Raw genomic sequence first — 24,546 nt, 5'->3', positions numbered from 1 at the left:
CTCGCGTGCGGACGCCGGGGATGCGCCTGTGGAGAGAACGGATGGGCGCCCCGACCGGGCGGTTGCCCGCGCTCAGGCCGGGACGGCGCCGAGCGTCGCGACGGGCAGCCGCGGCTCGAGACGCTCGCGCCCGTTCAGGCCGTCGAGCTCGAGCAGGGCGGCGAAGCCGATGGCCTGGTACCCGGCGCGCTCGAGCAGCGTGATGGTGGCGGCGCCGGTCCCGCCGGTGGCCAGGACGTCGTCGACGACGAGCACCCGGGTGCCGGCGGGCAGCTGACCCGGCCGCAGTTCGAGTTCGGCCTCGCCGTACTCCAGCGCGTACTGCTCGCTGAGGACCTCGCCGGGGAGCTTGCCCGCCTTGCGCACCGTGAGCACGCCGACCTGGTGCTGGGCGGCGATGCCCCCGGCCAGCGCGAAGCCCCGGGCCTCGATGCCCGCGACCGCGTCGAACCCGGCTCCGACCGCGAACGGTGCCGCGAGTGCTTCGCACACGCGGCCGAACGCGACGGCGTCGGAGAACACCGGCGTCACGTCACGGAAGAGCACCCCCGGCTTCGGGAAGTCCGGCACGAGGGCGGTGAGGCGTTCGACGAGTGCAGCTGCGGTTTCGGTCACCCGCCAACGGTACGGGAGGCCCGGGGTGCGTCCGAACGCCCCGCACGGTGCGAGGGGTGCCCGGCATGGTGCGAGGTTCCGGACGTGGTGCCACCCCGAGGGGCGGCCACGGAGTACGGAACCTCGCACCATGCGTGCGAGCGTGTGACGCCGACGCAGCGCCGCGGGTCAGCGCCACATCCGCATGGCGGCGCCCTGGGTGATCCAGTCGGCCTCGCGCTGCTGGCGTTCGCGCTCGAGGCGGGCCAGCGTGGCGAGGTCGACCTCGGGCCGCTCCTTGCGGGTGCGTCGGCTCCAGATGATGAGCGACATCCCGACTCGGAGTGCGATGCGGTCGGCGAGTGAGACCCGACGGCGCACCGCGCGGGTATCGGGTGGACGGGTGGTGGTCTTCGTGGACACGGTGTTCCCCTTCAGGGCACGGCAGAGCTGCCCGGGTGTCCGGCAGGACGAATCCGCCCGGGTTGCGGGCAGCAGGAATTGAATGCGTGAGAATGCACTCCGGGATGGTCCGGAAATGTTCGGACAACGATCGCGGAATGCTCGTCGACACCGAGAGCGTCGCACTGTCCACCGACATTCTTCCGGCGTCGTCCGCGCAGATCGGACGGCACGCATCGACGAGTCGACGAGCCGTTCGGCAGACGAACGAACCGGTGCTGCGCGAGCCTGATCGGCTCAGCGCACGGTGCCCGGAGGCACAGGTGTCAGGAGAGTGGGACGCCCCGGGTCAGCGGGCGCGGAACGGGGTACCGACGCGTCCACGGATTCCACGGAACGGAGTGGTCGTTGTGATCATCATGGGTCGGCCCCCTTTCGGTCTCGAGCTGGCGGAGTCGTCCGGGTCGAATGTTCGACCGTTCGCGACGAGTGAACACTATCGGCACCGCAATTCGGAGCGCAACCCCTTTTCCGAAAAAACGTCCGGAATTGCATTCCCGAACACCGCGGCGGTCCGTGCACGCCGAGGGCCCGGTACCGAATCGGTACCGGGCCCTCGTGTGTGCGTGCGACCGGACTAGACCGCCGCGTGCTCCGCGACGCTCGCCGTCAGGGCATCGCCCTCGACGTCGATCCGCACGGTGTCACCCGCGGTGACCCCGCCCTCGACCACCAGGGTCGCGATGCGGTCGTCGACCTCGCGCTGGATGAGCCGACGGAGCGGGCGGGCGCCGTACTCCGGCTCGTACCCGTGCTCGGCGAGCCAGTCGACCGCCGCGTCGGACACCGACAGGAGCATGTCCTGTGCGACCAGCCGGAGCGCCGTGTCCTGCAGCAGCAGCGACACGATCGACGCGATCTGGGATCGGTCGAGCTTGCGGAACAGCACGATCTCGTCGATGCGGTTGATGAACTCGGGGCGCATCGCCTCGCGCAGCTTGCCCATCACGCGGGCCCGCAGGTCGTCTTCCGCGTAGCCGTCGGTGGCACCGACCGGGGAGAACCCGAGCGCTCCCGAGCGGGAGGCCAGGAACTCCGAGCCGATGTTCGACGTCATGATGACGACGGTGTTCCGGAAGTCGACCGTCCGCCCCTGCCCGTCGGTGAGCCGGCCGTCGTCGAGGACCTGCAGCAGCAGGTTGAAGACGTCCGGGTGGGCCTTCTCGACCTCGTCGAGCAGGATCACCGAGTACGGGTTGCGGCGGACACGCTCGGTGAGCTGGCCGGCCTCGTCGTAGCCGACGTACCCGGGAGGGGCACCGACCAGGCGGGACACGGTGTGGCGTTCGCCGAACTCGCTCATGTCGAAGCGGAGCATGGCGGACTCGTCACCGAACAGCGACGACGCCAGGGCCTTCGCGAGTTCGGTCTTGCCGACGCCCGTCGGGCCGAGGAACAGGAAGCTGCCCACCGGACGACGCGGGTCGCCCATGCCGGTCCGGCTGCGTCGCACCGCCTTCGCGATCGCGCGCACAGCGTCGTCCTGGCCGACGACTCGGTCGTGCAGCTCGGACTCGAGCGCGGCGAGCCGCGTCTTGTCGGCCGAGCCGAGGCGGGTCACCGGGATCCCGGTGGCACGCGACACGACGGCGGCGATGTCGGCCTCCGTGATCGAGGTGTCCGCGGACTCCTGACGGGAGGGGCGGCTGGCGTCCGCCGACGAGGCGGCGGTGATCCGGGCCTCCAGTCCGACGATCTCGTCGCGCAGGTCGGACGCTTCCTCGTAGTGCTCCTCAGCGACCGCGCGGTCCTTGCGGGCCGTCAGGTCGGTGACCTGGGCACGCAGTGCCTCGACGTCGACGTCGCCCGACAGGGCGAGGCGACGGCGTGCACCGGCCTGGTCGATGAGGTCGATGGCCTTGTCCGGCAGGTGTCGATCGGTCACGTAGCGGTGCGAGAGCTCGACGGCGGCGCGGAGTGCCTCGGGCGTGTAGACGACGCCGTGGTGCTCCTCGTAGCGCGGGGCGAGGCCGGTCAGGATGGCGACGGCGTCCTCGACGTTCGGCTCCCCCACCGTGACGGGCTGGAACCGGCGCTCGAGCGCGGCGTCCTTCTCGATCCGGCGGTACTCGTTGAGCGTCGTCGCGCCGACCAGGTGCAGGTCGCCGCGGGCGAGCCGGGGCTTGAGGATGTTGCCGGCGTCCATCGAGCCGCCCTCGCCACCGCCACCGGCGCCGACGACGGTGTGGAGCTCGTCGACGAAGACGATGAGCTCGTCGGCGTGCGCCGCGATCTCGTCCATCGCCTTGGTGAGGCGCTCCTCGAAGTCACCGCGGTAGCGGGTGCCGGAGAGCATGCCGGGCAGGTCGAGCGCGACGACCCGCTTGCCCTGCAACAGGGCGGGGACGTCACCGTCGACGATGCGCTGGGCGAGGCCCTCGACGATCGCGGTCTTGCCGACGCCGGGCTCACCGATCAGCACCGGGTTGTTCTTGGTGCGGCGGAGCAGGATCTCGACGGTCTGCTCGATCTCTTCGGCGCGGCCGATCACCGGGTCGACGTGCCCGTCACGGGCGCGCTGGGTGAGGTCGGTGCCGAACTGGTCGAGCGTCGGGGTGTCGCTGTCGGTGGCCTGGTCGGTGTCGACGGCGTCGGGTGTTCCGGGCATGGGGCGCCCCTCTCGTGCTGCTGCCGCGGCCTGCTGGGCGTAGTCCTGCATGACCTGCGGGGTGATCCCGGCGCTGGCGAGCAGCTGGCCGGTCACGGTCTCCTGGTCCATCACGAGCGCGAAGAAGACGTGCTCGGGGTCGGTGTAGGTGCTGCCGAAGCCCCGCGCGGCCTGCGTCGCCTCGACGAGGATGCGCTGGGCGGTGCCGGTCAGTGCCGGGCGGCCGGTCTGCTCGGCCAGTGGCTCGTGCGCCATCGGCAGGCGCTGCTCGATCTCCTCGGCGAGTCGCCGGGGGTCGACCCCGGCGGAACGCACGACGGCGTCGAACGGTTCGGTGCGGACGAGCACGTGCAGGATGTGCAGTGCGTCGATCTCGCGCTGCCCCTGCGCGACCGCGTACTCGGCGGTGTGCTGGAGCAGCTCGTGGGTCCGGCGGCTGAGCAGCCGGGTGATGTCGACCGGTCGACCGAACGCGCGGACGCGCTGCTGGTCACCGGTGCGCTGTGCCGCGAGCAGGCGGGCGAGGAACTCGTCGAACGAGTCGTTGCCACCGGTCGGGCCGAACGTCTCTGGCAAAGGGACCTCCTGGGGAACTTGAGTGCCTTCGACTCAATGCAACGCAGGAGGGCCCGGGTCATTCCCGGGTCCGGAAAAAACTTGCGGCGACTCGACTCAGGTCCGCGCGATGGGTGCGGCGACCGCCTCGGTGATCCGCGCGAGGTCCGTCGGTGCGACCTCGACGTCGAATCCGCGACGTCCGCCGGACACGAAGATGCTCGCGTACGACAGGGCCGACTCGTCGAGCACGGTGCGGAGCCGCGTCTTCTGGCCGACCGGACTGATCCCGCCGACCACGTAGCCCGTGCGCTTCTCGGCGAGGGCGGGATCTGCCAGCGTCGCCTTCTTGCCCCCGACCGCAGCGGCGATCGCCTTGAGGTCGAGCCGGTTCGCCACCGGCACGATCGCGACGGCGAGGGTGCCGTCGACGGAGACGACGAGGGTCTTGAAGACCTGCTCCTCGCGCAGCCCGAGAGCGGCGGCCGCCTCTTCTCCGAAGTTGGTGGCGCTCTCGTGGTGCTCGTACACGTGCGGCGTGTACGGGACCCCGGCCGCCTCGAGCGCGACGGTCGCTGGGGTGCTCGGCGAACCTGCGGTCATGCCGTGATCCTCCCCCGCCGCACCTTCCGGTCCTCGACGGCACGCGGGCGTTACGCTGAACGGACCATGACCGCCGTCCTGCTGCTGCTCCGCGCCACCGCCGCGCTGGTGCTCGGCGACCCGGCCGCCGGGGTGCTGCCCCTGCTGGCCGTGGCGGCACTCGGGCTGACCGCGGTCGCCGTGACCGTCGTCGTCGCCCGGCTGCTCGTCGCGGTGCTCGCGGCGGTCCTCGGGGTCGGATCGGCATCCGTGTCGGACCGGTCGGCTGTGCCCGACCTGGTCACCCGGATCGGGTGGAGCCACCCCGACGCCGACGGGCACATCCGCTCGCGGGCACCGGGGGTCGCGACCCCGGCCTGACCACCGACCGGTGGCCGGGCCGCTCGCGCACCCCGCTGACCCACCACCGATCGGAACCGTCATGGACCTGTCCACCCTGCCCCTCGTCGGCCCGCTGCTGCACGGCGGCGCGGACCTCGTCACCGCTCTCACCGCGGCGCTCTCCCCCGTCGCCGGCTCGTTCGCCGCGGCGATCGCCGTCGTGCTCCTCACCCTGGCCGTCCGCCTGGTGCTCGTCCCGCTGTCCGTGCTGCAGGTGCGGGCCGAACGGGACCGCCGGCGCCTCGCACCACAGCTCGCGGCGCTCCGGAAGCGCCACGGCCGTGACACCCAGCGGCTGCAGCGAGCGGTGCAGCAGCTGTACACCGACGAGAAGATCTCGCCGCTGGCCGGCTGCCTGCCCGTCCTGGCGCAGGCACCCGTGGTGTCGCTCGTCTACGCGCTGTTCACGCACGCCTCGATCGACGGCACCGCGAACGCCCTGCTGGAGGCGACGCTCGTCGGGGTCCCGCTCGGCCACTCGCTCGTCGTCACGCTCACGTCGCCGCTGTGGGTGCACGCCTGGGTGGTGCTGGTCCTGCTGGCGGTGCTGGCGGTCGTCGTCGAGCTCAGCCGCCGGTCGAACGCCCACTGGAACCCGGTGCCGGCGCCGGAACCGGGGGTCCCCGGGGCCGCCGCGACCGCCGCCGTGGGGCGGTACGTGCCGTTCATCACGGTCGTGTTCGCGGCGATCGCACCACTCGCCGCCGCGCTCTACGTCGTGACGAGTGCGGCCTGGACGTACGGGGAACGCGCCGTGCTGCGTCGGGTGGTCCGCTAGCCGCCCTGGCCCTCCTGCTGCGGTCCCTGGTCGACCGGGTCGTACTCGGTGCCGCGGCCCTGCTCCTCGTCGGCGGTCGGCACATGACGTTCCGTGCCGGCGCCGCCGGGGCTGGTCGCGACGTAGTCGGCCTCGCCGGACTGCGTGTCGTGGCTCAGCGGCTCGAGGGTCTCGGCGTCGGCGTCGTGCTGCGGCATGGGGTCGGTGCTCATGCACCACGCCTACTCCCTCGTTCTGGGTGCGCGCGCACGGCTGTGCGGTGCCACGATGGACCTGTCCACGCGACCGGCAGAGCGGGAGTGCGCATGGCCCACGACGACGTGGCAGCGGAACGGGCACGGCTCGAGGCCGTCGCCTGGGGAGCAGGATCGAGCCCGGCGGACGCGGCGCGCGCCCGGATCGCCCTGCAGGACCTGGAACGCGGACGGCGACCCCGCGCGCGTGCGGGGTCGACGCCGCGGGATCCACTGCCGGGAGGCCCGGATCCGGTCCGCACGTCCGTCCCGTCCGCGACGCGATCGGGTCCAGGGCCCGTGCCCGTGCCGGTACCCGCGTCCTCGCCCGCTGACGCGGCGGTCGTGTCCTTGCCCACCGGCGCGGCGGCGGCCTCTGCTGGGCCCGACGTGTCGGAGGCGACCGACGGCGGTGGGAGCGACCGCGTCGACGACGCGAGGCGCGGCGGTGGGGACGAGCCGGGCCTCCAGGCCGAGCCGACCGGACGGACCCGGTGGCGGCGGTGGTTGTGGACGGAGCGGCCACGCGCCTGGATCGCGGGCGGCGCGGCTGCGGCGGTGGGCGTCGCGTTCGCCGCCGGGACGCTCGTCGGGACCGCGCGACCGGACGTCGCCGCAGCGCCGAGCGTCACGCCGACGGCGGGGACGATCACGCTCGAGCAGCTGCTCGACGTCCCGCAGACGTACGCCGACCAGTTGCCGGGGCCGGTCGCTGCGCCGGTGAGTCTCCACACGACGCGACTGGTCTTCACGAACCGGGCGCTCGACGGCGGGACCGCGGAGACACCCTGGAACGTCTGGGCCGGCATCGGGACGGACCGGTCGACGATCTGCCTGGTGGCGACGGCGGACCGCATCGAGTCGTCGACGGCGTGCTTCCCGCGGCAGGCGGCGCTGCACGGATCGGTGTCGATGTCGGCGCAGTCCAGGAGCGGCACGTTGACCATCGAGCTGCGCGGCGGTGGGGTCCAGGGCCGGGTGACGAACGAGTACTGAGCGAGCGACCCGGAGCTGAGTGTTTCGTTGGAGCGCTCCGATGTATTTGCTGGATGCCCTCGCGAGAGTCGTTCCATCGTGCAACACTGGATGAGCGCACTCGTCGTGGAGTCGTACCCACATCATCCACATCCGCCAGCGAGCGCGCCCCGCAGACCCTCCCGGTCACCGCCGTCAGAACGATCGGCATCGTCGCGCGCTCCACCGTGCCTCGGAGGAGGTCAGCAACGTGTCCACCAACACCACCACCTCGGCCGTGTCGACCCACACGCGGCCGATCACCGTCACCAGCCAGTCGATCGTCGGCATCGCCGTGCTCGGACTGGCCACGTTCTTCGCCATCACCACCGAGCTCATGCCCGTCGGGCTGCTCGGCACGATGAGCGCCGACCTCGGCGTGACCGAGGCCACCATGGGCATCGTCATCACCGTGTACGCCGCGGCCGTCGCGCTCCTCGCGCTGCCGCTCACCGCGTTCACCGCGAAGCTGCCCCGCAAGACCGTGCTCGTCGCCACGCTCGTCGGCTACACCGTGTCGAACCTGATGGTCGCGCTCGCACCGTCGTTCGCCGTCGTCTGCGCCGGACGCGTCGTCGGCGGCATCGCGCACGCACTGTTCTTCTCGGTCGCCTCGGCGTACGCCACCCGGATCGTCCCGCCGCGGCTGGCCGGGCGGGCGATCGCGTTCGTGTACTCGGGCAGCTCGCTCGGGTTCGTGCTCGGTGTGCCCGTCGCGACCTGGGTCGCGCAGCACATCGGCTGGCGCCAGGCCGTGTTCTCCGTCGGTGTCGCCGCAGCGGCACTCGCGGTCGTCGCCCTGCTGTTCCTGCCCGCCGTCCGCGGTGCCTCGTCGCCGCACATCGGTTCGCCGAAGGCCTGGGCACGCACCGGACTGCTGTCCGTCGTGATCGCCGACATGCTGCTGTTCGGCGGGCACTACGTCGTCTACACGTACATCGGGCCGTACGCGATCGACGCGGGGCTCGACGCCGGCATGGTGAGTGGGGCGCTGCTCGTGCTCGGTGGCACCGGTGTCGTCGGGCTCTGGCTCGCCGGCATGTTCGTCGACCGTGCGCCCCGGCAGACGCTGATCGCCTCGGTCGCCGTGATGGTCGTGGCCTTCGCGACGATGCCGTTCGTGCACGGCTCCCTGATGGGGACGATGGTCGTCGCCGGGGTCTGGATGGCCGCGAACGGCACGACCGGCACGCTCTTCATGGCCGCGGCGATCCGTGCCGGAGGCGTCTCCCCCGACATCGCCGGCGCGCTGGTCAACGGCGCGTCGAACATCGGCATCGCCGGTGGTGCGGCGTTCGGCGGGCAGGCCCTCGGGATCGTCGGGCTGCAGTACCTGCCGTTCGCCGGTGCCGCGGTCCTGGTCGGTGCACTCGGGGTCGTCGTGCTGGCGCGCCGTGGGTTCCCGGTGCACACCCACACGCAGGAGCACCTGTCGACGTCGTCCATCGAGGCCATCACGTCGTCGCTCGCGGTCGTCACCACGTCGGTGCCGGTCGTCGGGCGGGCGATCCAGACGGCCACGGGGTCGATCGGTGTCGCAACGGGTTCGGTGCGGCGGCCGCGGACGCGCTAGGGGCGGCGCGGTCGGCGCGTCGACTGGTCACGACATGCCGTTGGCGAGGCGTCGAGGGTGCTCGAACTGTCGTCTGCGGGGTCGGTGGGCGACGGTTTGCGACCCCTCGGCGTCCCCGGGCGGCGTGTTGTGCGGCTTCGGCGGACGCGCGCGGTGCCCGGGCCTCGAGTGGTCACGACATGCCGTTGCCGGGGCGTCGGGGGCGCTTGAACTGTCGTCTCACGGGTCGGCGGGCGACGGTTCGTGACCCCTCGGTGTACCCGCGGCGCCGTGTTGTGCGGCTGCGGCGGACGCGCGCGGTGCCCGGTCCTCGAGTGGTCACGACATGCCGTTGGCGGGGCGTCCGGGGTGCTTGAACTGTCGTCTGACGGGTCGGCGGGCGACGGTTCGTGACCCCCCGGCGGATTCGGGCGGCGTGGTGTGCGCCCGCGGGGGGACGCGCGCGGTGCCCGGCCCTCGAGTGGTCACGACATGCCGTTGGTGAGGCGTAGAGGTCGCACGAACTGTCGTCTGCGGGGTCGGTGGGCGACGGTTTGCGACCCCTCGGCGATCCCGGGCGGCGTGTCCTGCGCCCGCCGCTCGGTCAGTCCTGCAGGTGGTCCGTGCGGCGGCGGTTGCGCACCGCGCGGTAGGTCAGTAGCGCCGCACCGAGCAGCACGAGCACCCCGGCGGCGATGAGTCCCGGGCCGAGGTCCGCTCCCGTGTAGGCGAGCGGTCCCCCGTCCCCCGCATCGCCCTGGCCCGAGACCGGCGCGGAGCCGGAGCCCGAGCCGGCGGCGGGGTCGGTCGGAGTCGCCGAAGGAGCACCGCTCGGCGACGGCGACGGCGACGGCGACGGTGCGGGAGCCGGAGCCGCCGCAGCCCGCACCACGAACGCCAGCGGCGTCGCAGCCCCCGACTCCGGCGTGACGACGGTCGCCGTCTCTGCCCCCTCGACGTCGACCGAGACGGCGTACTCCGTCGTGGGCTCCAGTCCGGTCAGGTCGAACGCACCGTCGTCGTCCGTGACGACCGACACGGGATTGCCGGACTGCGGGTCCGTCGGAGTCGCGACGACCTCGACGTCGGGAACGGGTTCGCCGTTCGTGTCGACGACCGTGCCGGGCTGGTCGGTGGTGACCTCGGCGGCGGGGGCTGCGGAGGCGAACGGCAGGTCGGACGAAGCACGCTCGCCAGCGACGGCCGGCACACCGGTGTTCGACGTCGCCCCGGTCGCCCCTGGCTCGGGTCGTTCGGTCCGAACGGTGTACGTGCCCGCCGCGGTGGCGAAGACGTACCGACCGTCAGCGTCGGTCTCCGTCGATGCGACCACGGCGCCCGTGCCGTCGACGAGTTCGACCACCGCTCCAGCGGGCACGGGTGAACCGTCGAGCGAGACCACACCGGCGACCGTCGCGACGACGGCGGCCGGGGCTTCGACCTCGTCGGGGACTGCCGGTGCCGCGTCGTCGTCGCCGGTGGTGATGGTCACGGGCGGCTCGTCGGCGACGGACACGTCGAGGTCGGTGTCCGCCGGCAGGTCCGAGCCGGTGTAGACGCCGTCGCTGTTCGTCGTCGTGTCGACGAGGACGTCCCCGGAGTCCGGGTCGGTGATGACGACCTCGAGGTTCGAGACCGGTCGGCCGTCCTCGTCGACCACGGTACCGATGACCGACACGGTGTCCTCCGGCGACGTGAACGCGAAGTCGGCCTGCTGGTCCACGCCGCCCGGCGAGCCGGTCTGCGCGAGGGAGACCCTCGTGGGCTGGTCAGGGCCCTCGGCACCGTCCGGCGGAGTGATCTCGACGCGGTAGTTCGCGATGACCGGCAGCTGCGGGAACGCGTAGGTGCCGTCGGCGTTGGTCGTCGTCGTGTACACGGTGCCGCGCGGAGCGGTGACGCGGACGATCGCCCCGGGGATCGGCGCTCCGTCGAGGGTCGCCGTGCCGGTGATCGCGGCGGTGCGGTTGGCGAACCAGGTCTGGTACACCGGGAAACCGCTGCGCTGCTGGTACGTGATCGTCAGGCTGGTGAGCGAGACGGTCGGCGTGAACCACGCCGTGGCGCCGGCGGTGTCGACCGCGCCGGTGTTGCCCGTCAGGGTCCGGGTGGCGGGGTCCCAGGAGGGCAGGTCCCGCCCGGTCGTGCCGTCGGGGTCGGCGGTGCACGACGGTCCTCCGGCGATGGCGGCCGAGCACGAGTTGTAGGAGCTCACGTAGCCGAGCTGCTCCGCGGTCGCGGCGCCGCCCCCGGAGACGGTGGCCGAGATGGTCGCACGATCGGCGTCGACGTCGCCGAGCACGAACGACCAGCTCTGGGCGCCCGGTGTCGGCTCGGCGAACGTGTAGGTGGTCGTCGATGCGCCGGACGTGGGCGAGTCGACGTTCGGCCGCTGGTTCATGTATGTCTGGCCGCGGCTCGTGCCGTAGACCGCGCCCGACGGGGTCGACGCCGACTGCCAGGTCGATGCCCCGCTGACGACGGTCGACTGCCGGGAGTCCGACGTGAAGGTCGTCTCGGGGAACCCGGCGAGCGTCATCGTGCCGGTGTAGGCCCGGCTCGCTCCGCTGAGGGTGAAGGTCCCCCAGTTGCCGACCGGCTCCGCCGACGCACTGGTCGCGCCGCCGATCGAGAGTCCTGCTCCGAGTGCGAGGGCCGTCAGTCCAGCCGTGATCGCGCGCCAGCGCCGCATGCGTACTCCCCTAGTGTGGCGCCGGAGAACCCGACACCCCCTCAGACTATCCAGCGGGCGTGGCTCGTGTCCGGGGCACAACACGAGCAAGAAGGTCCCGCCGAGTGGTCACGACCTGCCGCACGCCGATCGCCGAGCGGCCGAGAAGTGTCGCCTGGAGGCCCGCCGGACGACAGTTCGTGACCGCTCGACCGACACGAGCGGCGCGTCAGGAACCGCCAGCACCCCAACCGAGCGCGACCAGGGCGTCGAGCGCTGCGACCTGCCCGGCCACCACCAGCTCTCGCGCCTCGTCGAGGCCGACCCACCGGGCGTCGTCCACCTCGGGCACCTCCACGAACCGCCCCGACCCGCGCGGCAGCTCGAGCCGCACGGTGTTGCTCCGTACGGTGTCGACCGAGAACCCCGACGCCCGTGCCGCGAAGACCCGCACACGCTTGCCCGACGCCTGCCGGAACTCCCCCAGGTCGGTCAGGTCCGCGGCGCTCACCGGTGCGGGCACGCCGATCTCCTCGGCGAACTCGCGCAGTGCGGTGCCGAGCGGCTCCTCGCCCGCTTCGACCAGCCCCTTCGGGATCGACCAGGCACGCGGCCGGTTCCGCCAGAACGGTCCGCCCATGTGCGCGAGGAAGACCTCGGGCCCGGACGGACCGGTCCGGTGCAGCAACAGTCCGGCGCTCACGACCACGCCCCGAGACTACGCAGACCCGGCCGGGAGGCCCGGATCACCGCACACGCGCCGCGCACCATCCGACGTGCCCGGTTCCACCGCCGGTTCCCCACGTGCGCGCCGGGAGTACCGTGTGGCATACGGAGCGCCGTGTGACGCCCCCGGAGGACCTGCGATGGAGGAGGCCGATCGGGATGGACGAACGATGGACGACGGTGACGCTGGCCGCGGACGCCGCCATGCCGCACGACGAGGCGCTGCGGTGGATCGCCGCTCGCGCGGACAGCGGGATCGAGCGGATCCGGATCATCGGTGCCGACCCGGCGATCGAGGGCCCCGAACCGGTCGCCGACCGCCTGGCCGAGGCAGCTCGAGCCGCCCTGCCCGGAGCCACTGTCGAGGTGCACCGGCACGCGGGGCCGTTCGCCAGCGCCCTGGTCGAGGAGTCCGACGGCGGTGACCTGCTGGTGATCGGGACCTTCCGGAGCCGACGGGGTTCGACCGCCGGCGGTGACCCGGCGCGGGTCGCGGTCCGCGCGGCCGTACCGACCGTGATCGTCCCCGAGGGCCCGCACCCGATCGACGGCGACGTGGTGCTGGCGGTCGAGGAACCCATCGACGAACGAGCCGTCTCGATCGCCGTGGCCGAGGCCGTCCGGCTGCACCGACGACTGACGCTGCTCCGGGCGTGGGAGATGCCCGTGCTGACCCGGACCGGGCTCACCGACTTCGCCGAGGACCCCCTGCGGTGGCGCGCCCGGAACGCCGAACTGCTGCAGCGGGTCACCGAGGACCTGACCGCGCGGTTCCCGGCGGTGCGGATCCGGCCGCTGCTCGTCGAGGGACACCCGGGGCACGCCATCGCATCGCGCACACGGCGGGCGTCGCTCGTGGTGCTCGGACGGGGCCACGTGCGGGTGCTGTCCGGCGCGCTCCTGCACGACGTCGTCCGTGAGACGGCGGCACCGGTCTGCGTCGTCCCACCGGCGGCCCACACGGACAGCGCGGGGTCCGGACGGGTCAGCCGGCGAGTTCCCGGATCGCGTCGGCCATCTGATCGGTGAGGTACGCGACACCGCGGCCGTTCGGGTGCAGGGCGCCGGCCCGCAGGTCGATGCGTCGCAGGTCGGTCGAGCCGGTCAGGCTGACACCGGCGACGTAGCGCTCGTCCCGCGGGGCGCAGGCCGAGTGGGCCTCGGTGCGTTCGAGGACGTCGACAAACCGCACCCCGGCGGCGTCGGCGGCGGATGCGGACACGGCGTCGAGCTCCTCCTGCACACCGTGCAGGTACGCCACGTCGTCGTCGGTGAACGGGAAGGTGTCCGAGGGGAACGACCCCGCGAGCGTGCCGAGGTCGAGCGCCGAGCGGAAGCAGCCCTTCGCGGGGGTGTGCTCGGCGTCCGGGAAGATCGCCGGGTACCCGAGGAACACGACGACGGCGTTCGGCGCGGCCCGTTGCACCGCTGCGAGGGTGTCGGCGATCCCGAGCGCGACCCGCGACCGGATCTTCACGCTGAGCTGGTCCTCACCGTCCTGCACGAGCGTGCTCTTGCACGACGGCGCGTCGCGTCCGGAGAACACCGGGCCGTCGGCCGAGATCGCCAGGCACGACGCGGCCGTGCCGAACAGGTCCGCGTCGTTGCCGCCGATGGTCAGGGTCACGAGCCGGGTGCGCGAGGACAGCGACTCGATCTGCGGGGGGACGCCCGTGAACTGGTGTCCGGTCGTGACGTCCTCGCTGGTGGCGCCCGCACACGTGACGTCGGTCAGGTCGAGGCCGAACCGCGCCGCGAGCCGGTGCGGGTAGTCACGGGCCGACTGCACGCACGCGCTCGTGGGCAGCCGGGTCCGGTCGCCGAGGCCGTAGCCGGCGGAGTACGAGTCACCGAGGGCGACGTACTCGCTGCCGGGCGGGAGGTCGGCGAGCGGCTCGGTCGGGTCGTCCGGTACCGGGTAGGGCTGGGGAACGGGCCACATCGGCGCTGCCGACGCCCGTTCCACCGGCCCCGGCGCCGCGACCCCGGCCACCACCAGCCCGACGACGGCGACCGCCGCCAGGGCGGCGAGCAGCGTCGTACGGGCGGTGCGGAGCAGTTGCGGCCTCCGGGCGGGTGCGGCGGATCGGTCGGTCGGGTGGGGTCGGTGGATGGGGCGGGACGGGCTCAGCGGCGTCCGAGTCGGCGTTCGCCACCGCTGCCGGTGCGGTACTCCAGCCCGTAGTGCTGGAACAGCTCGGGCTCGGTCGCGGCGTCGAGCTCGCCGTCGGTCGAGATCGACGGGGCGTCCTTGACGAGCTTCTTCGGGAACGTCACACGCAGGTGCTTCGGGGCGACGGTGGCGCCGAACAGCGGGACGAAGACGAGCTTCTGGAACCCGACCATGCCGGTGGTCAGGGCGCCGAACGCCGGCTCGGACGTGGCGGTGTCGTAGTAGATGCTCTCGAGCGTGCCGACCTTGTCGTCGGCCTCGTCGACGACCGGCAGACCGATCCAGTCACGGATGTTCGCGGCTTCGAACACGAAGGACTCCCTCCGAGCGTCCGGCAGGTCCGGGTGGCTCTCGGTCGACGCTACCGCCCGGCCGCCTGAGCGGTCACCCGGAGCCGGTCCACCGCGGCCAGCACGTCGTCCGCGGTCACGGCCAGGATCGCCGGGTCCGGGTCCTCGGCGAAGACGTCGCCGCGACGGACCGAGGCGTCGGTGAGCACGATGTGCGGGCCGGTCGACGGCGGGCCCCACGCCTCGGGCGGTGCCGGGCCGAACAGCACGACCGAGGGCACCCCGTACGCGGACGCCAGGTGCGCAGCGCCCGTGTCGACCGTGACGACCAGTCGCGCCGCGGCGATCACCGCGGCGAAGGCCTGCAGGTCCAGGGTGCCGGCCAGGACCGCCTCCGGCGCCAGGCCGGCCGCGTCGGCGACGGCACGGGCGCGCACGACGTCGTCCGAGCCTCCTGTCAGGACCACGTCGGCACCGCGCGCCCGGAGCCCGCGCACCACGTCGGCGAAGCGGTCCGTCGGCCAGTGCCGTGCACCGTGGAAGGCACCCACGTGCACGACGGCCGCGTCGGCGACCACCGGCGGCTCGGCGGGGCGGTCGATGTGCACCTCGGTCGCGTCCGCGGGGATGCCGTGCCACGTGAGCAGGTCCGCCCAACGGTCGCGCTCGTGCACGTCGTCCGGCCACTCCGGGCCCTCGTAGTCGTGGGTCGGGTCGGCGTGCCCGATGACCCGGCGCGGGGCGAGTGCGGCGACGAGGTCCGAGGACTCCGGGCCGGCGCCGTGCAGGTTGACGGCGATGTCGACGGCACCGTGCGGCACCGCGATCGGGTGGTCGAGACCGTGCTGGGCCAGGTGGACGTCCACCGCCGGCACGAGTTCGACGACCGGCGCCAGCCACGCCGTGGTGGCCAGGGTGATGCGGTGGTCGGGGAACGCGCGGCGGAGCGCGTGCAGCGCGGGGACGGCGACGAGCAGGTCGCCGAGCTTGATGGCACGGAGGACGAGCAGTTCCGGGCGTCCGTCGGGGTCGGGCAGGTTCTCGAGGGCGGTCACCGCCGCGACGGTAGACCCGACACGCTGACGGTCCTGCCGGGACCGCGCTCCGCGGCTCTTCCTGGGGCGGTGCCCGGCCGGCGACCGGTAGTCACGGAGCATGGCCCTCGCACCGGACCGCGTCATCCGCGGCCTGCTCCTCGACCGCGACGACACCCTCGTGGTGGACGTCCCGTACAACGCCGACCCGCACCTGGTCGTCCCCGTCCCCGGTGCGCGCCGCGCCGTCGAACGGGCGCGCGCCGCCGGGTTGCAGCTCGGTGTCGTCACGAACCAGTCGGTGATCGCGAAGGGCATGGCCACGCGCGAACAGGTCGACGCGACCAACGCCCGGGTCGACGAGCTCGTCGGCCCGTTCGACGTGTGGTGCGTCTGCCCACACGACGCCGGCGACGACTGCGCGTGCCGGAAGCCCCGGCCCGGGATGGTCCTCGACGCCGCCGAGCGGCTCGGCATCCCGCCGGAGTCGATCGTCGTCGTCGGTGACATCGGTGCCGACGTGCAGGCCGCCCGGAACGCCGGCGCGCAGGGGATCCTCGTGCCCACCCCGCGCACCCGCCGTCAGGAGGTCGACGAGGCCGACACCGTCGCCGCGGGCCTGGACGAGGCCGTCACCCTGGTGCTCGAGCACGTCGGCAGCGTGGCGGACCGGGCGTGAGCGCCGGTCGGCGCGTCCTCGTCGCCCGACTCGACTCCTTCGGCGACGTCCTGGTCGCCGGGCCCGCGGTCCGCGCGGTCGCCGCCGGTGCCGCGCACGTGACGATGCTGTGCGGACCGCAGGGGGCGCCGGCCGCCGACCTGCTGCCCGGCATCGACCGGGTGCGGGTGTGGGCGGCACCGTGGGTCACCGAGACCGCACGCCCGATCGACGACGACCTGCTCGCCGAGTTCCGCGCGCTGGTCGCCGAGGAACAGCCCGACGAGGCCGTCGTCCTGACGTCCTTCCACCAGTCGCCCCTGCCCCTCGCGCTGCTCCTGCGCCTGGCCGGGGTCCCCCGGGTCTCCGGGGCCTCGGTCGACCACCCCGGGTCACTGCTCGACGTACGGCTGCGCCCCGGCGAGGACCTGCCCGAGGACCTCCCCGAGCCCGAGCGCGCGCTGCGGATCGCCGAGGCGGCCGGGTTCCGGCTGCCGCCGGACGACGACGGGAGGCTCGCGGTGCGTCACGACGCCGTCCTGCCCCCGCCCGTGGCCGGCCTCGACCGCTACGTGGTCGTCCACCCCGGAGCCAGCGTCCCGGCACGGTCGTGGCCGGAGTCCCACCACCGTGCGCTCGTCGCCGCCTACGCCGAGCGCGGCGTCCCCGTCGTCGTCACCGGCTCCCCCGGCGAACGCGCACTGACCGCCGCCGTGGCGGGCGACACCGGCATCGACCTCGGCGGCCGCACCAGCCCCGCCGAACTCGCGGCCGTCCTCGCCGGCGCCGAGGTCGTCGTCGTCGGGAACACCGGTCCGGCCCACCTCGCCGCGGCCGTCGGAGCGCCCATCGTGAGCCTGTTCTCGCCCGTCGTCCCCGCCGTGAAGTGGGCGCCGTACGCCCCGCTCGTCGAACTGCTCGGCGACCAGGCCGCACCGTGCCGTCTCAGCCGCGCTCGCGAGTGCCCGGTCCCCGGCCACCCGTGCCTGTCCGGAGTGCGCATCGCGGACGTCCTGGAGGCCCACGAACGGCTCCTCGACCGCGTTTCGCGGACTGATCCGAGAAGTCTGCGGGGCGGCCCAGAAGGCGCTGCGTAGCGTGCGCCACTGCTTCTCCTGCTCCTTCTCCTGCTGCTCCGGCAGCGGCGGGGAGCGAGCCCATCGACACCGACCGGAAGGCCCTGCATGCGGATCCTCGTGTGGCACGTGCACGGCGGCTGGATGGACGCCTTCGTCCGCGGCCCCCACGAGTACCTCATCCCGACCACCCCGGCGCGCGACGCCTGGGGACTCGGCCGCGGTGGGCGCGACTGGCCGGACTCCGCGATCGAGATCGACCCGGCCGACGTCGCCGAGGCCGAGGTCGACGTGGTCGTCCTGCAGCGCACCGAGGAGCTCGACGAAGCCCGTCGTCTGCTCGGTGGCCGTGACGTACCGATCGTCTTCGTGGAGCACAACGCCCCCCGGGTCGACGTGCCGAACAGCCTGCACCCGATGCGCGACCGCGACGACCTGACGATCGCGCACGTGACGCACTGGAACGCCCTGATGTGGGACTGCGGCACCACCCGGACCACCGTCGTCGAGCACGGCGTCGTCGACCCCGGCCCGCTGTACACCGGTGCGCTCGAGCGCCTCGGCGTCGTCATCAACGAACCCGTCCGGCGCAACCGTGTCGTCGGCACCGACCTGCTCCCCCGCTTCGCCGAGGTCACCCCGGTCGACGTCTGGGGCATCGGCACCGAACGGCTGCCGGAGCTCGGCTTCGGCGACCGCGTGGTCGCGCAGGGCGACGTGCAGGCCGACCCCATGCACGCGGCGCTGGCCGAACGGCGGGCCTACGTGCACCCGAACCGCTGGACCTCGCTCGGCCTGTCGCTCATCGAGTCGATGCACATGGCCATGCCGGTCCTGGTGCTCGCGACGACGGACGCGGCCCGCACGGTCCCGGGTGAGGCCGGGGCGATCGCGACCGACGTCGAGGAGCTGGTGCGGGCCTCCAGGCTGCTGCTGGAGGACCCGGACGAAGCGCGTCGACGGGGACTCGTGGCGCGGGAGGCCGTGCTCGCACGGCACGCGCTCGGTCGGTTCCTGGCCGACTGGGACGACCTGCTCGACGACGCCGTCGCGCGCGGTGTGCGACGGAACCGTGCGGCGGGAGCCGCGCTCGAAGGGAGCCTGCGATGAAGATCGCCATGGTGTCCGAGCACGCGAGTCCGCTCGCCGTGCTCGGCGGGGTCGACGCCGGTGGGCAGAACGTCCACGTCGCCGAACTGTCCGGTGCGCTGGCCGACCGCGGCCACCACGTGACCGTCTACACGCGGCGCGACGACGCGTCGCAACCCGTCCGTGTGCCCCTGCGCCCCGGTGTGGACGTCGTGCACGTCGACGCCGGTCCGGCGCGTGCCGTGCCGAAGGACGAGCTGTTCCCGTTCATGGGGACGTTCGCGTCGGTGCTCGCCGCCGAGTGGTTCCTCGACCGTCCCGACGTGGTGCACGCGCACTTCTGGATGTCCGGCCACGCCGCCCTCGACGCAGTGACGCAGGTGCAGGCCCGGACCGGTGGGGTGCGGATCCCGGTGGTGCAGACCTTCCACGCCCTGGGTGTCGTGAAGCGCCGGCACCAGGGTGCCGCGGACACCAGCCCGGCCGAGCGCGAGTGGGTCGAACCCGCCGTCGGCCGGAGCGTCGACCAGGTCGTCGCCACGTGCTCGGACGAGGCGTTCGAGCTCAAGGCCCTCGGCGTCCCGCTGCACCGCATCTCCGTCGTGCCGTGCGGGGTCGACGTCTCGCTCTTCCGTCCGGACGGGCCCGTCGAAGGGCGCGACCGTCCGCTCCGGGTACTCACCGCCTCACGACTCGTGCAGCGGAAGGGCGTCGGGACGACGATCGCCGCTCTCGCCGCGCTGGTCGAACAGGGCCGTGACGTCGAGCTCGTCGTCGTGGGCGGTGCCGGTGTCGCCGGTGCCGACCTGGTGGACGACCCCGAGTACCAGCGCCTCGACACCCTCGCCCGGTCACTCGGCGTGCGCGAGCACGTGACCTTCCGCGGGCAGCTCGGGCAGCACGATATGCCCGCCGTCTACCGCAGCGCCGACGTCGTCGTCTGCGCCCCCTGGTACGAGCCGTTCGGCATCGTGCCGCTCGAGGCGATGGCCTGCGGCCGCCCGCTGGTCGCGTCGAGCGTCGGCGGGCTCATCGACACCGTCGTCGAGGACGCCACCGGCCTGCACGTGCCGCCGCGCGACGAGACCGCGGTCGCCGAGGCCGTCGGCGCACTGCTCGACGACCCGGAGCGCCGCGAGGCGTACGGCCGTGCCGGTCGACAGCGTGCCGAGTCCCGCTACACCTGGCAGAAGGTCGCCGCCGACAGCGAACGCGTCTACGAGCGCCTGCTCGCCGGCGCGACCTCGTCCGCCAGCACCACCGGGCCCGCCGCCGGCCGCTCGCGCACCACCCACGCCGGCCGGGTCACCCGCGCCGCGCAGTCGACGGAGAGGACCGCACGATGACCATCGACCAGCAGACCGGGCTCGAGGACCGCGCCGTCACCGACAGCGCCCGCGTCGTCGTCGACCACGTCGCGGCGTCGGTCCCCGTGATCGCCTCCCTCGTCGACCACCGGGACCACATCGCCGAGTGGGCGGACGACATCGCCGGGCGGCTCGTCGCCGGACGTCGGCTGCTCGCCGCGGGCAACGGCGGCTCGGCTGCCGAGGCGCAGCACCTGACGTCCGAGCTCACCGGCCGTTTCGAGGGCGACCGACCGGCGTACTCGGCCATCTCGCTGCACGCCGAGACCTCGGCCGTGACCGCCATCGGGAACGACTACGGCTACGACCAGGTGTTCGCGCGGCAGGTGTCGGCGCACGCCCGTGCCGGTGACGTCCTCGTGCTGCTGTCGACGAGCGGCAAGAGCCCGAACCTGCTCCGGGCCGCCGAGGCCGCACGTGCCGTGGGTGCCCGCTCCCTCGCGCTGACCGGGTCCGGACCGAACCCGCTCGCCGACCTGGTCGACGACGCGATCTGCATCGAGGGGCCGTCCGCCAACGTCCAGGAGGCGCAGCTCGTCCTGGTGCACGCGCTCTGCAAGGCGATGGAGCCGACGCTGCGTCGCGGGGGCCGTCGATGAGCGGCCCCGCTGCCGTCGCACCGCGTTCCGGCGCCGCCGGTGGCCGTTCCGCCGGACCGCGCTTCCGCATCGCCGTCGTCGGGGACACCCTGCTCGACGTCGACGTGTCGGGCACGAGCGAGCGGCTGAGCCCGGACGCCCCCGTCCCCGTGGTGGACGTCGCCACCGACGACCGCCGTGCCGGTGGCGCCGGACTCGTCGCGACGATGCTCGCCCGCGACGGCCACGACGTCACCCTGGTGACCGTCCTGAGCGACGACGGCCGTGCCCAGGAGATCCGTGACCTGCTGCCCGACGTCACGATCGTCGCCGGGCCGTCCGGAGTCCCCACCCCCGTGAAGACCCGCGTGCGCGTCGTCGACCACGCCCTCGTCCGGATCGACGAGGGCTGTGCGACCCCGCCCGTGCCCGAGGCCACCGACGCGATGACCGCCGCTCTCGACGGGGTCGACGCGATCGTCGTCGCCGACTACGGCCGCGGGGTCGCCGCTGCCCCGGCACTCCGTGACGCCCTCACCCGGGCGGCCGAGCGCCTGCCGGTGGTCTGGGACCCGCACCCCAAGGGCACCGCCCCCGTCCCCGGCACCACCGTCGCCACGCCGAACGCTGCCGAGGCGCGACGCTTCACCGACGTCGAGGGACACGGTGTGCCCTTCGCGACCGTCGCCGCCGCCCGGCTCGTCGAGCAGTGGCAGGCCGGCGCCGTCGCCGTGACGATGGGTGACCGCGGTGCGCTGCTCGCCGACGCCCAGGGCGACAGCCGCTTCGTGCCGGCTCCGTCCGTCAGCGCCGGGGACCCCTGCGGTGCAGGCGATCGGCTCGCCGCGGGCGTCGCCGTCGCACTGGCGTCCGGCGCGGACGTCCCCGAGGCCGTCTCCGCCGGCGTGGTCGCCGCGTCCGAGTACCTGGCCGCCGGTGGCGTCACCGCGCTCTTCGCCGACGACGGCCCCGCGCCGCTCGCCGTGCCCGGAGCCGACCGGGACGCCATGCGCCTGGTGCACGACGTCCGGAGTGCCGGCGGCACCGTCGTCGCGACCGGAGGCTGCTTCGACCTGCTGCACGCCGGGCACGCCCGCACCCTGTCGGCCGCCCGTGCACTCGGCGACTGCCTGGTCGTGTGCCTCAACTCGGACTCGTCGGTCCGCGCACTGAAGGGCCCGGACCGGCCGATCATGACCCAGGACGACCGGGTCGAGCTGCTCCTGGCACTCGACTGCGTCGACGCCGTCGTGGTGTTCGACGAGTCCACCCCCGACGAGGCCCTGCGCCGCTTCCGCCCGGACGTCTGGGCGAAGGGCGGCGACTACACCGCGAGCGAACTGCCCGAGACGGCGACCCTCGCCGAGTGGGGTGGCCGCGTCGTCACCGTGCCGTTCCACCCGGGCCGCTCGACCACCCGGCTCGCCGCCGCGATCGAACGCGTCGGCTGAGCGTCCGCTCGCCCTTCCACACCAGCTCGACCACTTCCCGCACCACTACGCAAAGGACATCCATGCCCGTCCCCACCACCCCCATCGGCCGCGTCCTCGTCACCGGCGGCGCCTCCGGCCTCGGAGCCGCCGTCGTGGCCGCCGTCACCGAGGCCGGCGGCACCCCGATCGTCCTCGACCTGCGGATCGACGCCGTCCCCGAGGGCGTCGACGCCGTCGCCGTGGACGTCTCGGACACCGACGCCGTCGAGCAGGCGGTCCGCGACGCCGCCGAGCGGCACGGTGGCCTCGACGCCGTCGTCACCGCCGCGGGCATCGACACCCCCGCCCCGATCGACGCGATCTCGTCCGGCAAGTGGGAGCAGATCGTCGGCGTCAACCTGATCGGCACCGCCTCGACCGTGCGCGCCGCCCTGCCCGCCCTCGAGGCCACGCACGGCCGCGTCGTCACCATCTCCTCGTCGCTCGCCCTGCGCGGCGTCGGCGACGGCACCGCGTACTCGGCGTCGAAGTTCGGTGTCCGCGGGTTCTCGCAGGCGCTGGCCGCCGAGACCGCCGGCCGCATCGGCGTGACGAACATCATCCCCGCCGGGATGCGCACGAACTTCTTCGCCGACCGGACCGAGCAGTACAAGCCGGGCCCGGACGCGCAGCTCATCGAGCCGGAGTACGTCGCGAACTCGATCATCTTCGCGCTGTCGCAGCCGGCCGGCTGCGAGATCCGCGAGCTGTCGATCATGCCGGCGACGGAGCCGAGCTGGCCGTAGCCGCTCGCCGCTGACGGACGGGAGGCGCGGTGCCGGCTGGCACCGCGCCTCCCGTGTGTCCGTGCATGTGCCGGGCACTGGTGCGCGCTTCCGCACCCCGTGCGAGGGCCGGAGCGTCCCACGGAGTGTGGAACCTCGCACCGGGCGATCGTGACGCGCCACGGCGCCTCCGGGCCGTCAGTCGCGCGCGTCCGCCGCTTGGTGCGAGCTTCCGCACTCCGTGCGAGGCCCGGGGCGTCCCACGGAAAGTGGAACCTCGCACCGGGCGCTCGTGACGCGCCAAGGCGCGGACTGGAGGCGCGTGCCGGGCTCGCACCGCGCCTCCCGGCCGTCCGACGGTCGCGTCCACCGCTCGGTGCGAGCTTCCGCACCCCGTGCGAGGGCCGGAGCGTCCCACGGAGTGTGGAACCTCGCACCGGGCGCTCGTGACGCCACACGGCGCGGACTGGAGGCGCATGCCGGGCTGGCACCGCGCCTCCGGGCCGTCCGACGATCCGTCCACCGCTCGGTGCGCGCTTCCGCACTCCGTGCGAGGCCCGGGGCGTCCCACGGAATGTGGAACCTCGCACCGGGCGCTCGTGACGCGCCAAGGCGCGGACTGGAGGCGCGTGCCGGGCTCGCACCGCGCCTCCCGGCCGTCCGACGATCCGTCCACCGCTCGGTGCGCGCTTCCGCACCCCGTGCGAGGGCCGGAGCGTCCCACGGAATGTGGAACCTCGCACCGGGCGCTCGTGGCACCGCGCGCAGCGTCAGACGGTGCGGAGCAGGTCCTCGACGTCGGCGAGGACGGCCTCCGGCTCGACCTGGTCCACGTAGGACGGGTCGTGCTCACACCGCTCGGCGGTCCAGCCGACCTGGGTCACGTCCGCGCCGCACACCGGGCACTGCGTCACGAAGGACAGGTGCACGCGGTGCCGACCGCGGTCGAACGGCCCGGCGTTGATCACGTTGCCGAACCAGAACACGCCGACGGTCGGGGTGCCCACGGCGACGGCGAGGTGCCGTGGGCCGGAGTCGTCGCCGACCATGACGTCGGCGGCGGCCAGGACGTCGGGCAGTTCACGCAGCGGCAGCGACCCGGTGAGGTCGTGCACGCGTCCCCGCAGCTCGGGCGGCAGCGACGCGACGATGGCGGTCGACGCCGGCACGTCCGAGTCGTCACCCACGAGCACCACGTCGTCCCCGGCGGCGAGCCGGGCACGGGCGACCTCGGCGAAGCGCGAGGGGCTCCAGCGGCGACGCGGGTCGGTGGCGCCGGGGTGGATCGCGACGAGTCGTCCCCGGACGCCGAGGCGCTGCCGGACCCCGGCCCGCGCGGCCTCGGGGACGTGCAGGCGCGGATCGAGGGTGACCGGTTCGGCGCCGGCGAGCGAGGCCACCTCGAGCGCCCGGACGACCTCGTGCTGGTAGTAGACGTAGCGGACCCAGCGTTCCAGGACCTCGGCGTCCTCGGTGGCGGTGCCCACGGTGTGACGGGCGCCGAGCCGGAGCAGGAACGGGTTCGAGTTGCGGCCACCGCCGTGCACCTGCACCGCGAGGTCGAAGCGCCCGTGCAGCCGGTCGAAGAAGTCCTGCTCGGTCGGTGCGCCCTCGCCGGAGTCCCGGACGCCGGGGACGACGGGGAGCTCCTCGAAGGCGTGGACGGCGTCGGTGCGACCCTCGAGCACCGGCCGCGCCGACGGTGCCCCGAGCAACGTGATCCGGGCTCCGGGGTACGCGGCGGCCAGGGCCTCGACCGCCGGGAGGGCGAACATCAGGTCGCCCAGTCCCCCACCGCGGAGCACCGCGATCTCGCCGACACCGTCGAACCGTTCTCCGCCCACACCGATCTGTTGCACAGCTCCACGTCTACCGGTCGGACCCGTCCGGACGCCCAGCAGCGCCCC

Annotated in this window: 23 protein-coding genes; 12 read left to right on the top strand and 11 right to left on the bottom strand. The window is 73.6% G+C overall.

Annotated elements, in window-relative coordinates:
* Window positions 1-72: 72 nt before the first annotated feature.
* The 4 genes from ABRP24_RS05825 to ybaK form a co-directional block, all read right to left on the bottom strand.
* Complete coding sequence (locus tag ABRP24_RS05825) at window positions 73-615, bottom strand: adenine phosphoribosyltransferase (protein WP_017887364.1); 543 nt, start codon at window positions 613-615, stop codon at window positions 73-75.
* A gap of 168 nt (window positions 616-783) precedes the next feature.
* Window positions 784-1,017 (bottom strand): hypothetical protein, encoded by a 234-nt coding sequence (locus tag ABRP24_RS05820; protein WP_146238520.1) that lies wholly within the window; start codon window positions 1,015-1,017, stop codon window positions 784-786.
* Window positions 1,018-1,633: 616 nt separating this feature from the next.
* Entirely contained in the window at window positions 1,634-4,240 is a 2,607-nt protein-coding gene (locus ABRP24_RS05815) for an ATP-dependent Clp protease ATP-binding subunit (protein ID WP_349849205.1), read from the bottom strand.
* A gap of 96 nt (window positions 4,241-4,336) precedes the next feature.
* The gene (gene ybaK, locus ABRP24_RS05810) at window positions 4,337-4,822 is read right to left on the bottom strand and encodes a Cys-tRNA(Pro) deacylase (protein WP_071244681.1); all 486 of its coding nucleotides are present in this window, start codon (window positions 4,820-4,822) and stop codon (window positions 4,337-4,339) included.
* Between the two features lie 66 nt (window positions 4,823-4,888).
* Here ybaK and ABRP24_RS05805 point away from each other — a divergent pair, with 66 nt between their 5' ends.
* Both ABRP24_RS05805 and ABRP24_RS05800 read left to right on the top strand, forming a co-directional pair.
* On the top strand, window positions 4,889-5,182 hold the full coding sequence (locus tag ABRP24_RS05805) for a hypothetical protein (protein WP_349849208.1): 294 nt from the start codon (window positions 4,889-4,891) through the stop codon (window positions 5,180-5,182).
* Between the two features lie 61 nt (window positions 5,183-5,243).
* Window positions 5,244-5,981, top strand: a complete 738-nt coding sequence (locus ABRP24_RS05800) for a membrane protein insertase YidC (protein ID WP_349849210.1) — start codon at window positions 5,244-5,246, stop codon at window positions 5,979-5,981.
* Here the strand turns inward: ABRP24_RS05800 and ABRP24_RS05795 are convergent.
* On the bottom strand, window positions 5,978-6,193 hold the full coding sequence (locus ABRP24_RS05795; RefSeq protein WP_027465592.1) for a hypothetical protein: 216 nt from the start codon (window positions 6,191-6,193) through the stop codon (window positions 5,978-5,980). The two genes, ABRP24_RS05800 and ABRP24_RS05795, sit on opposite strands and share 4 nt — an antisense overlap.
* A gap of 366 nt (window positions 6,194-6,559) precedes the next feature.
* Here ABRP24_RS05795 and ABRP24_RS05790 point away from each other — a divergent pair, with 366 nt between their 5' ends.
* Together ABRP24_RS05790 and ABRP24_RS05785 are read left to right on the top strand one after the other, a co-directional pair.
* Window positions 6,560-7,210 (top strand): hypothetical protein, encoded by a 651-nt coding sequence (locus ABRP24_RS05790; protein WP_349849212.1) that lies wholly within the window; start codon window positions 6,560-6,562, stop codon window positions 7,208-7,210.
* 229 nt (window positions 7,211-7,439) lie between these two features.
* On the top strand, window positions 7,440-8,801 hold the full coding sequence (locus ABRP24_RS05785) for an MFS transporter (protein WP_349849214.1): 1,362 nt from the start codon (window positions 7,440-7,442) through the stop codon (window positions 8,799-8,801).
* 583 nt (window positions 8,802-9,384) lie between these two features.
* Here ABRP24_RS05785 and ABRP24_RS05780 read toward each other — a convergent pair.
* Window positions 9,385-11,472, bottom strand: a complete 2,088-nt coding sequence (locus ABRP24_RS05780; RefSeq protein ID WP_349849216.1) for a carboxypeptidase regulatory-like domain-containing protein — start codon at window positions 11,470-11,472, stop codon at window positions 9,385-9,387.
* Between the two features lie 208 nt (window positions 11,473-11,680).
* Window positions 11,681-12,160, bottom strand: coding sequence for an NUDIX domain-containing protein (locus ABRP24_RS05775; protein ID WP_259410811.1), 480 nt, complete (start codon window positions 12,158-12,160; stop codon window positions 11,681-11,683).
* A gap of 176 nt (window positions 12,161-12,336) precedes the next feature.
* Here ABRP24_RS05775 and ABRP24_RS05770 point away from each other — a divergent pair, with 176 nt between their 5' ends.
* Window positions 12,337-13,206 carry a universal stress protein gene (locus ABRP24_RS05770; protein ID WP_349849218.1) on the top strand — a complete coding sequence of 290 codons (870 nt, stop codon included), beginning with the start codon at window positions 12,337-12,339 and terminating at the stop codon, window positions 13,204-13,206.
* On the opposite strand, the gene ABRP24_RS05765 is transcribed toward ABRP24_RS05770, so the two are convergent.
* The 3 genes from ABRP24_RS05765 to ABRP24_RS05755 form a co-directional block, all read right to left on the bottom strand.
* On the bottom strand, window positions 13,163-14,119 hold the full coding sequence (locus tag ABRP24_RS05765) for an SGNH/GDSL hydrolase family protein (protein ID WP_301582933.1): 957 nt from the start codon (window positions 14,117-14,119) through the stop codon (window positions 13,163-13,165). The genes ABRP24_RS05770 and ABRP24_RS05765 overlap by 44 nt on opposite strands.
* A gap of 185 nt (window positions 14,120-14,304) precedes the next feature.
* Window positions 14,305-14,661 (bottom strand): PRC-barrel domain-containing protein, encoded by a 357-nt coding sequence (locus ABRP24_RS05760; RefSeq protein WP_027465587.1) that lies wholly within the window; start codon window positions 14,659-14,661, stop codon window positions 14,305-14,307.
* Between the two features lie 50 nt (window positions 14,662-14,711).
* A complete protein-coding gene (locus tag ABRP24_RS05755; RefSeq protein ID WP_176708819.1) occupies window positions 14,712-15,695 on the bottom strand; it encodes a glycosyltransferase family 9 protein in 984 nt (327 codons plus the stop codon).
* A 100-nt stretch (window positions 15,696-15,795) separates the two neighbouring features.
* Here ABRP24_RS05755 and ABRP24_RS05750 point away from each other — a divergent pair, with 100 nt between their 5' ends.
* From ABRP24_RS05750 to ABRP24_RS05720, 7 genes are all read left to right on the top strand, one after another.
* Window positions 15,796-16,353: an HAD-IIIA family hydrolase gene (locus ABRP24_RS05750; RefSeq protein WP_176708818.1), complete on the top strand. Its 558-nt coding sequence runs from the start codon at window positions 15,796-15,798 to the stop codon at window positions 16,351-16,353.
* Window positions 16,350-17,429: a glycosyltransferase family 9 protein gene (locus ABRP24_RS05745; protein WP_214522106.1), complete on the top strand. Its 1,080-nt coding sequence runs from the start codon at window positions 16,350-16,352 to the stop codon at window positions 17,427-17,429. Before ABRP24_RS05750 ends, ABRP24_RS05745 begins: the two co-directional genes overlap by 4 nt.
* Window positions 17,430-17,516: 87 nt before the next feature.
* Window positions 17,517-18,518, top strand: coding sequence for a glycosyltransferase (locus tag ABRP24_RS05740; RefSeq protein WP_349849222.1), 1,002 nt, complete (start codon window positions 17,517-17,519; stop codon window positions 18,516-18,518).
* Complete coding sequence (locus ABRP24_RS05735) at window positions 18,515-19,843, top strand: glycosyltransferase (RefSeq protein WP_349849224.1); 1,329 nt, start codon at window positions 18,515-18,517, stop codon at window positions 19,841-19,843. The genes ABRP24_RS05740 and ABRP24_RS05735 overlap by 4 nt, the downstream gene beginning before the upstream one ends.
* Window positions 19,840-20,463, top strand: a complete 624-nt coding sequence (locus ABRP24_RS05730; protein ID WP_035808290.1) for an SIS domain-containing protein — start codon at window positions 19,840-19,842, stop codon at window positions 20,461-20,463. The genes ABRP24_RS05735 and ABRP24_RS05730 overlap by 4 nt, the downstream gene beginning before the upstream one ends.
* A complete protein-coding gene (locus ABRP24_RS05725) occupies window positions 20,460-21,893 on the top strand; it encodes a PfkB family carbohydrate kinase (RefSeq protein ID WP_349849226.1) in 1,434 nt (477 codons plus the stop codon). Before ABRP24_RS05730 ends, ABRP24_RS05725 begins: the two co-directional genes overlap by 4 nt.
* Window positions 21,894-21,955: 62 nt before the next feature.
* On the top strand, window positions 21,956-22,660 hold the full coding sequence (locus ABRP24_RS05720) for an SDR family oxidoreductase (RefSeq protein WP_027465581.1): 705 nt from the start codon (window positions 21,956-21,958) through the stop codon (window positions 22,658-22,660).
* Window positions 22,661-23,409: 749 nt separating this feature from the next.
* Here ABRP24_RS05720 and ABRP24_RS05715 read toward each other — a convergent pair.
* Window positions 23,410-24,498, bottom strand: coding sequence for a glycosyltransferase family 9 protein (locus ABRP24_RS05715; RefSeq protein ID WP_349849229.1), 1,089 nt, complete (start codon window positions 24,496-24,498; stop codon window positions 23,410-23,412).
* Between the last annotated feature and the right edge of the window lie 48 nt (window positions 24,499-24,546).

It is taken from the genome of Curtobacterium sp. WHRI 8282 (genome assembly GCF_040223925.2).
Lineage (GTDB): Bacteria > Actinomycetota > Actinomycetes > Actinomycetales > Microbacteriaceae > Curtobacterium > Curtobacterium flaccumfaciens.
Note: the sequence above shows the minus strand (reverse complement) of the source record. Positions and strands in the feature narration are given on the sequence as shown.